Source organism: Arthrobacter sp. I3 (genome assembly GCF_000520575.1).
Lineage (GTDB): Bacteria > Actinomycetota > Actinomycetes > Actinomycetales > Micrococcaceae > Arthrobacter > Arthrobacter humicola_A.
The window spans coordinates 89,571-97,281 of sequence record NZ_KI914903.1 but is presented as its reverse complement, the minus strand read 5'-3'; the positions used below and the strand labels follow the sequence as shown (position 1 = coordinate 97,281).

At 66.0% G+C, this 7,711-nt stretch carries 9 protein-coding genes and 1 tRNA gene; 5 read left to right on the top strand and 5 right to left on the bottom strand.

All coding sequences use genetic code 11. The features are described 5' to 3' along the window. A partial coding sequence (locus tag Y706_RS27765; protein WP_043434692.1) for an L-cysteine:1D-myo-inositol 2-amino-2-deoxy-alpha-D-glucopyranoside ligase occupies window positions 1-850 on the bottom strand: 850 nt, incomplete at its 3' end. 15 nt (window positions 851-865) lie between these two features. Then, complete coding sequence (locus tag Y706_RS0104105) at window positions 866-1,699, bottom strand: undecaprenyl-diphosphate phosphatase (protein ID WP_028275574.1); 834 nt, start codon at window positions 1,697-1,699, stop codon at window positions 866-868. A 50-nt stretch (window positions 1,700-1,749) separates the two neighbouring features. On the opposite strand from Y706_RS0104105, the gene Y706_RS0104100 reads away from it, so the two are divergent. Then, on the top strand, window positions 1,750-2,685 hold the full coding sequence (locus Y706_RS0104100) for an aldo/keto reductase (RefSeq protein WP_028275573.1): 936 nt from the start codon (window positions 1,750-1,752) through the stop codon (window positions 2,683-2,685). A gap of 24 nt (window positions 2,686-2,709) precedes the next feature. Here Y706_RS0104100 and Y706_RS0104095 read toward each other — a convergent pair whose 3' ends face one another. Continuing rightward, a complete protein-coding gene (locus Y706_RS0104095; protein WP_028275572.1) occupies window positions 2,710-2,982 on the bottom strand; it encodes a hypothetical protein in 273 nt (90 codons plus the stop codon). Window positions 2,983-3,021: 39 nt separating this feature from the next. On the opposite strand from Y706_RS0104095, the gene Y706_RS0104090 reads away from it, so the two are divergent. Continuing rightward, window positions 3,022-3,255: a DUF5703 family protein gene (locus Y706_RS0104090; RefSeq protein WP_018772920.1), complete on the top strand. Its 234-nt coding sequence runs from the start codon at window positions 3,022-3,024 to the stop codon at window positions 3,253-3,255. Window positions 3,256-3,327: 72 nt separating this feature from the next. Here Y706_RS0104090 and Y706_RS0104085 read toward each other — a convergent pair whose 3' ends face one another. Both Y706_RS0104085 and Y706_RS0104080 read right to left on the bottom strand, forming a co-directional pair. Beyond that, window positions 3,328-4,491, bottom strand: a complete 1,164-nt coding sequence (locus Y706_RS0104085) for an acyl-CoA dehydrogenase family protein (RefSeq protein ID WP_028275571.1) — start codon at window positions 4,489-4,491, stop codon at window positions 3,328-3,330. A gap of 16 nt (window positions 4,492-4,507) precedes the next feature. Then, the gene (locus Y706_RS0104080) at window positions 4,508-5,824 is read right to left on the bottom strand and encodes a M20/M25/M40 family metallo-hydrolase (protein WP_028275570.1); all 1,317 of its coding nucleotides are present in this window, start codon (window positions 5,822-5,824) and stop codon (window positions 4,508-4,510) included. 164 nt (window positions 5,825-5,988) lie between these two features. Here Y706_RS0104080 and Y706_RS0104075 point away from each other — a divergent pair. From Y706_RS0104075 to Y706_RS29125, 3 genes are all read left to right on the top strand, one after another. After that, window positions 5,989-6,071, top strand: a tRNA-Leu gene (locus tag Y706_RS0104075). Window positions 6,072-6,746: 675 nt separating this feature from the next. Beyond that, window positions 6,747-7,220 (top strand): hypothetical protein, encoded by a 474-nt coding sequence (locus tag Y706_RS23545; protein WP_043434689.1) that lies wholly within the window; start codon window positions 6,747-6,749, stop codon window positions 7,218-7,220. A gap of 64 nt (window positions 7,221-7,284) precedes the next feature. Then, window positions 7,285-7,711, top strand: a 427-nt coding sequence (locus Y706_RS29125; protein ID WP_052355001.1) for a hypothetical protein, incomplete at its 3' end; no start/stop codon positions are given.

The window sequence follows — 7,711 nt, the reverse complement described above, 5'->3', positions numbered from 1 at the left end:
CGCCCGCCAGCGAGTACGCGTGGCCGGCGCCCATTTCGTGGTGCGGGAAAATAAGGTCCGAGCCGCCGCCCTGAACGGTAAATGGCCTGGGCAGGTACTCCTGGGCGATCACGGTGCATTCGACGTGCCAGCCGGGCCGGCCCTCCCCCAGCTCGCCACCGGGCCAGCTGGGCTCGCCTTCGCGGGCAACCCGCCAGAGCAGCGGATCCAGCGCCTGGCGCTTCCCGGCCCGGCCAGGGTCGCCGCCGCGTTCGGCGAAGAGTTCCAGCATTTCGGCGTCGGAGAGTCCGGAAATGGATCCCAGGGTCCAGGCGTCGACGTCGTCCGTCGAGTGCTTCCCGGCGGCTTCGACGTCGTAGTAGACGTCGCCGTCGGGCTCGCCGCCGGTGCCGGGGACGCGGTACGCGAGTCCGTTGCGCAGCAGGCGTTCGATGGCGGGAACGATCAGGGGAACGGCCTCGACGGCACCGATGTAGTGGTCCGGGGCGAGGACATTCAGGGCCTCCATGTCGGTCTGGAACAGCTCGATTTGGCTCGCGGCGAGGTCGCGCCAGTCGACGCCGGTGGCCGTGGCGCGCTCCAGGAGGGGATCGTCGACGTCGGTCACGTTCTGGACGTAGGCGACGTGCTGGCCGCCGTCCCGCCACGCGCGGTTGAGGAGGTCGAAGGCGACATAGCTGGCCGCGTGGCCCATGTGCGTGGCGTCATAAGGGGTGATGCCGCAGACATACATGGACTGCTCACCCGTGGCCTCCAGGGTGACAATTCCGCCCTTGGCGGTATCGAAGAGGCTCAGGGCGGGCATGCTGCCGGGGAGCTGGGCAACAGGGCGGGAGGTCCAGGATTTCACAGACCAAGCCTAGTGCTAGGCGCTGATGACATTGAAACCGAGCAGCAGGAACAGCGACATTCCCAGGATGATCCGGTACCAGACGAAGAGCCGGTAGCCGCGGGTGGAGACGTATTTCAGGAACCAGCCGATGATGACGTAACCCACAATGAAAGCGATCACGGTGGCCAGGGCAGTTTCCGGGAGCCCGTACGGGCCGGTGATGCCTTCCTTGGAGACCACCTTGTACAGCTGGTACAGGCCGCTGCCGAACACGGCGGGGATGGCCAGCAGGAAGGAGTAGCGGGCCGCCGCCTCACGGGTGTAGCCCATCAGGAGCCCGGCACTGATCGTGCCGCCGGAGCGGGACACACCGGGGAACAGCGCCAGGGCCTGCGCCAGTCCGTAAAAGAGGCCATGTTTGTAGGTCAGCTGCGTCAGTTCACGGTCCTGCCGGCCGATGGTGTCGGCAACCGCGAGGACCATGCCGAAGATAATCAGCATGGTCGCGACGCCCCACAGGCTGCGGAGTACCGATTCGATCTGGTCCTGGAACAGCAGGCCCAGGACGATGATCGGGATGCTGCCCAGGATCACCAGCCAGCCCATGCGCGCATCCGGGTCCTGCCGGGAGACTTTGCCGGTCAGCGAACCGGACCAGGCACGGATGATCCGCAGGATGTCGCGCCAGAAATAGACGATCACCGCCGTCTCGGTGCCCAGCTGCGTGATGGCCGTGAAGGCGGCGCCGGGATCGGACGCTTCCGGGAGGAAGGCGCCGACAATCCGCAGATGGGCGCTCGAGGAAATCGGGAGGAACTCGGTCAGCCCCTGTACCAGGCCCAGCAGAGCCGCTTGTATCCAGTTCACGTTTATAGACCCTACGTTACGAAGCAGCCCGACCCCGTAAGCTAGCTGACATGCAGCAGCGTTATGTCGGCAACAGTGGGTTGCGCGTGTCCGCCCTATCCCTCGGCACCATGTCCTGGGCCAGGGAAACCGAGGAACAGGATGCCGCCGCCCTGGTGCGCACCTTCGTCGATGCCGGCGGAACCCTGATCGATACGGCGGCGTCCTACGCCGACGGGCAGGCCGAGGCGATGCTCGGCGGAATACTGGGCGACGTCGTGGCGCGCTCCGAAGTGGTGATCTCCACGAAGGCCGGACTGACGACGGCGGACGGTCGCCGCAGCGTCGACACATCCCGCAACGGCATGCTCTCCGGGCTGGACGCGAGCCTGGCCCGGATGGGAACCGATTACGTGGATCTCTGGTTCGCGCACGCCTGGGATCCGAATGCTCCGCTGGAGGAAACCCTGTCAGCGCTGGACCACGCGGTGCGGTCCGGCCGGGCGCGTTACGCCGGCGTCTCCAATTTCAACGGCTGGCAGACTGCAAAGGCCGCCGCAATCGCGGGCTTCCCCCTCGTGGCCAACCAGTCCGAATACTCGCTCCTGCAGCGCAACGCGGAGATTGAGCTCATTCCGGCCATCGAGGACGCGGGGCTGGGCCTGATGGCCTGGGCTCCGATGGGACGCGGCGTCCTAAGCGGCAAATACCGCGGCCACATCCCGGCTGATTCCCGGGCCGCCAACCAGCGGTTGGCGACGTACGTGGAACCCTATCTCGAGGGACCGGCGTCCAGCGTGGTGGAAGCCGTCGCCATGGCGGCGAAGGGGCTCGGCCGGACTGCCCTGGATGTGTCGCTGAGCTGGCTGTTGTCCCAACAGGGGGTGGCAACCGCCGTCGTCGGCCCCCGGACACCGGTTCAGCTCAAGGAGATCCTGGATTCGGCGCTCGCGCCGCTGCCGCCGGAGATCGCGCAGGCGCTCGAAGACGTGTCCGACCCCGGCTGAGGCCGCGGAGATCCGCAGGTCCCCCTAGTTCTCGGAATTCTCGAGGATCTCGAGATCCTCTTCGTCGTCGACATCGTCTTCCTCGCCGTCTTCGTCGCCGTCGATCACTTCGAGCGGCGTCACTTCCCCATACGCCTCATACAGGGCATCGTCGTAGACTTCAAAGGCATCGGCAACGGCGAAGAACGCCGCCTCGACCGCGGGATCCCCGTCACTTCTGCGGGCGGAGGCCGCCGCCAGGTGTTCTTCCAGTGCAGAGGTCAGGGACTGAAGCGCGACACGCGGATCGATGCTCATGACTTCACGTTAGTCGGAAAAAGACGAAAATGGAGAGCAATGAAAGAACATTTTCTGAGCAGCTCGGTCCGGCGGGAACGGGACTATGTCAAGCAGTACGAGTACCTCGTTCTGACGGTCGGCCCTGAGGATTCGCTCCCCGAGGCCCGTCGCCGGCTCGTGGAGCATTCCGAGTACGGCAAATGGGAACTGGAACGCAGCCGCCTCTACGTGGGCGGCGGCCGGCGTTTCTGGCTGCGCCGGAAAGTCATCCAGGTCCAGCGCACCGTCTAGGCCGCACACGGATCCCGGCCGCGCATCAGCTGGGATCGGCAGCCGCGAACGCCGCGGGGAGTCCTGGGCCCTCTAGGGTGTCTCCAGCGGGCCCAGCCAGGCGTTCGCCACGGTATTGTGCGCCGACTCGTCATCTGATGGATGGAACATGCCGGCGAGCACGTCCCGGTACAGCCGCTCCAGCTCGGAGCCGCGGAAGTAGCTGGAGCCGCCGGATACCCGGATGGCGAGGTCCACCACGGTGCGTGCCGTCTCCGTGGCCCGGACCTTGAGCCCCACGAGCCGGGGGAACCATTGGCTGCCGTGGTCCGCGAGAGCGTCGACGTCGGCCGCCACGGAGGACAGCTGCGGGTAGAGCGCATCCATGGCCATCGCCGCCTCCGCCACCTTCCAGCGGATGTCCGGGTCCTGGGCGTAGCTGCGGCCGCCGTTCTTGAACGATGTCCGGCGCTGCACCGCTTTCACCCCGAGCGTGAGGGCCCGTTCGCCGATTCCGGTGTACACCGCGGCGAGGAGGGTCTCGAAGCAGGCGAAGATCGCGAAGATCAGGGGGTCGGCGTTCGGGCCCACCGGCAGTTTCCGGAAAATCCGTTCGGCCGGGACGACGGCGCCCTCCAGGAGGGTCGTGTTGGACTGGCTGGCCCGCATGCCGAGAGTGTCCCAGTCGGGCAAAATCTCGTAGCCGGGGGTATCCCGGGTGATGAACCCGTGGACCAGTTCCCCGGCGCCGTCCGCGGCGTTGGCGTCCTTCCCGAAGATGCCCAGCCGTGTCCACGCCGGTGACAGGCTGGTGAAGATCTTGCGGCCCGTGAAGCTGTAGCCGCCGCCGGGCAGCGGGACGGCCTCCGTGCGGGAATCGAACAGCACGGAGTCGTTGCCTGCCTCCGAATTGCCGAAGGCGAAGAGCTCACCCTGTGCCGCTTCCTGAAGGATGAAATCCAGCGAGGAGTCACCGCGGGCGGCAAGGACGTGGGCGACGCCGGTCCACACCAGGTGCATGTTGACGGCCAGGGCCGTGGCCGGCGCCGCGGTCGCCAGCCTGCGTTGCAACTGTGCCGCTTCCGCCAGCCCGAGCCCGAGCCCGCCGTCGATCACCGGGACGAAAATTTTCAGGTAGCCGGCCGCCGTGAGATCCGCGAGGTCCTCGTGGAAGAAGGCGTTGTCGCGGTCGTAGCCGGCGGCGCGGCCGCGGATCCGTTCCAGCAGCGGCCCGCTCAGGATGTCCTCGGGCGTCATGGCAGGCAGTGTCCGCTCAGTAGTTGGTGAGCAGGGTGTCCAGCACCCGTGCGCCGAATTTCAGGGAATCCGCCGGGACCCGCTCATCGACGCCGTGGAACATGCCGGTGAAGTCGAGTTCGTCCGGCAGCATCAACGGGGCGAAGCCGTAGCCCGTGATGCCGAGCCGGCTCAGGGACTTGTTGTCGGTCCCGCCGGAGAGCGTGTACGGCAGCACCTTGGCGCCCGGATCCTCGGAATGCAGGGCATCGATCATCGAATCGACGAGGTTGCCGGCGAACGGCACCTCCAGCGAGACGTCGTTGTGCACGTAGCTGATGTCCACTCCGGTGCCGGCGAGTTCGCGCACGATTTCCAGCACCTGCTGTTCCTGCCCGGGCAGGGTCCGGCAGTCGATGAGGGCCTCGGCCGATTCCGGAATGACGTTGTGCTTGTAGCCGCCTTTGAGCAGGGTGGGGTTGGTGGTGTTCTGCAGTGTGGCGCCAACAAAGCGGGCTACGGTGCCGAGTTCCTTCAGGATCTTCTCCGGGTCATCGGGGTCGAATTCGACCCCGGTGAGTTCGGTGACGCCGTCGAGGAACTGCCGGGTGGTCGGCGTGAGCTCGATCGGCCAGTTGTAGGCACCAATCCGGGAGACCGCGCCGGCAAGCCTGGTCACGGCGTTGTCGGTGTTGATCTGGGAGCCGTGGCCCGCGCGGCCGTGGGCCACCAGGCGGAGCCAGGAGAGGCCCTTTTCCGCCGTCTGGAGCAGATAGGTGCGCTGGCCGCCGATGGTGGCGGAGAAGCCGCCGACTTCGGAGATCGCCTCCGTGGCGCCCTCAAAGAGTTCGGGCCGCTTCTCGACGGCGTAGCGGGCGCCGTAGGTGCCGCCGGCTTCCTCATCGGCGAAGAACGCGAAGATGAGGTCGCGCTTGGGTTTGCGTCCCGTGCGGGCGAAATTGCGCAGCACGGACAGGATCATGGCGTCCATGTCTTTCATGTCCACGGCGCCGCGTCCCCAGATCAGGCCGTCCTTCAGTTCGGCGCCGAAGGGGTCAACCGACCACTGTTCGCGCAGGGCCGGGACGACGTCCAGGTGGCCGTGGACCACCAGGGCGCTGGCGGAGGGGTCCTCCCCCGCCAGCCGGGTGACTACGCTGGCTCGGCCGGGTGCTGCTTCGAAAATTTCGGCGTCCAGCCCGACTTCGGCCATGAGCCCGGCGGTGTATTCGGCGGCCGCGCGTTCACCGGGGCCGGAGCCGTCGCCGTAGTTGGACGTGTCGATCCGGATCAGCTCCTGGCAGATCCTGACGACCTCATCCTCTGGCCTGGTTTCGGTCCGGTTGTCAGTCATAGCGGCTCCTCGTGGCGGGTGGCTCAATTGCTTGCTTCAGCCTACCCACACCACCCCCGCGGACCCCGATTATTTGTTTCCGGAAAAGTCGTGCTAGAGTCTTTCTCGCTGCTTCCGAGAAAAGCAAAACGCTGAAAGGCGAAACGAACTCGGAATTACCACCTGCGCGGGTGGCGGAATGGCAGACGCGCTAGCTTGAGGTGCTAGTCCTCGAAAGGGGGTGGGGGTTCAAGTCCCCCTCCGCGCACAAGGGAAAACCCCTGGAATCCACGGATTCCAGGGGTTTTTTTCTGCTTCCCCGCAGACGGGCTACGGCGTCGCCCCCGCTGCCGCTGAGTAGCAATACCCGCTGCCCCGGCCAGGAGCCCACCGGACGTTCCCGCCAAAGCGTTCTCGCCTCGTGGCCGCTGGCGTAGAGTCTGCGCAAGAGACTTGCAAGCGGATCGAGGGATGACAAATGACAGTTAAAGGCTGGAACCCGCTGGTGCTTTTGCCCGTCACGTTCATCGTCGTCTTCGTGGTTTGGGCAGCTCGACGGGCCCGAGGCCGGACGTCCAAGGACTAACGACCCGCAGACCGGGGAGCGCATCGTCTCCCGCGGCGGCCGCCGTCGACAGGAACACTGGGACCTCACGCCGCCGGGCCAACCAAAAGACCGCATCCCTGCCGGCCCCCCAAAAGCTCCTGCAGGAATGCGGCCGTCGTGGCGCCAGCCGGAGCGCGGCTCCCCTGACGGGCAACCCTTAGGCTGCGTGCCTCCACTATGGAGGCGGTACCGGAGGCGTGGCCCGGTACCCCTCCGGTGCAGAAATAGACATGTCCAATTCTGTTTTCAGAGGGTAATGCAAAATTATTGGACATGTCCAATCGGATGATATCGTCTTCTGGATCCACCCTTCGACCGCAGAAAAGGAGCCGCGCGATGAACGACGCGTCAGTCGATTCCGGGCCGGGCGCGGCACTCGCAAGGAAGCTGAACCTTCTCCTTGATTCCTCGGAAGCCTCCGGGAAGAAGATCACCTTCAACGACGTCAGCGCCGCCATGAAGACGGCCGGCACCCCGATCTCCCGCGCCCGCTGGCACTACATGCGCACCGGGTCCGGGCCCGAGGTGAAGAAGACCGAGCTCCTGCAGAACCTCGCAAAGTTTTTCGGCGTGAACCGCGACTACCTGCTGCACGACCAGGACGAGCTGCCCCAGAAAGTCGAAGCCCAGCTCGACCTCCTGGCCAGCATGCGGGCCAACAAGGTCCGCAATTTCGCTGCCCGGCAGCTCGGCGGCTTGTCATCCGAGACGCTCCTTCAGATCCGGGACCTCATCGACGAGCAGCTGGCGGATACGAACGTCACTTCTTCCGACACGCCGGGCGCCAAGAAGGCCCCTGAACCGGGCTGATACGCTCCTCCTTGGAGTCGGAGGGACTCCGGCCCCTTATCGGACCATCCCAAGGATCAGCTCCATGGATTACAGCGTCGCCCGAGCGCGGGCCCGGACCGCGGAAGAAGGCCTGCGGCTGCAGGAACCGGTCTCCATGAGTTCCATCCAGACCCACCTGGAGACCGCGAGCGGGCGTCCGATTGTCATCAAGCCGATCGACAACACCCCCACCGACAAGGTCTGTGGCCTGTGGTTCGGCCTGGACGGCCTGGACCTCATCCTCCACGCCAAGGCGGCGTCAGAGGTGCACCGCCAGCAGATCGTCCTGCACGAGTTCGCCCACATGATCCTCCGCCACGAGCAGGAAGTCCTCTCGAACGACTACGCCCAGGTCTTTTTCCCGGACCTCGACCCGGAGCGCGTCGTCTCGGCCCTGAAACGCACCGACTTCGCCGACGAGCTCGAGGTAACGGCCGAACTCCTTGCCGACCGGCTTGCCTCCCGCATCC

Excerpts from the sequence above, each read along its gene's own strand:
- Y706_RS0104100 (WP_028275573.1), top strand. The coding sequence starts at position 1,750 with ATGCAGCAGCGTTATGTCGGCAACAGTGGGTTGCGCGTGTCCGCCCTA.
- Y706_RS0104095 (WP_028275572.1), bottom strand. The coding sequence starts at position 2,982 with ATGAGCATCGATCCGCGTGTCGCGCTTCAGTCCCTGACCTCTGCACTG.
- Y706_RS0104090 (WP_018772920.1), top strand. The coding sequence starts at position 3,022 with ATGAAAGAACATTTTCTGAGCAGCTCGGTCCGGCGGGAACGGGACTAT.
- Y706_RS0104085 (WP_028275571.1), bottom strand. The coding sequence starts at position 4,491 with ATGACGCCCGAGGACATCCTGAGCGGGCCGCTGCTGGAACGGATCCGC.
- Y706_RS0104080 (WP_028275570.1), bottom strand. The coding sequence starts at position 5,824 with ATGACTGACAACCGGACCGAAACCAGGCCAGAGGATGAGGTCGTCAGG.
- Y706_RS23545 (WP_043434689.1), top strand. The coding sequence starts at position 6,747 with ATGAACGACGCGTCAGTCGATTCCGGGCCGGGCGCGGCACTCGCAAGG.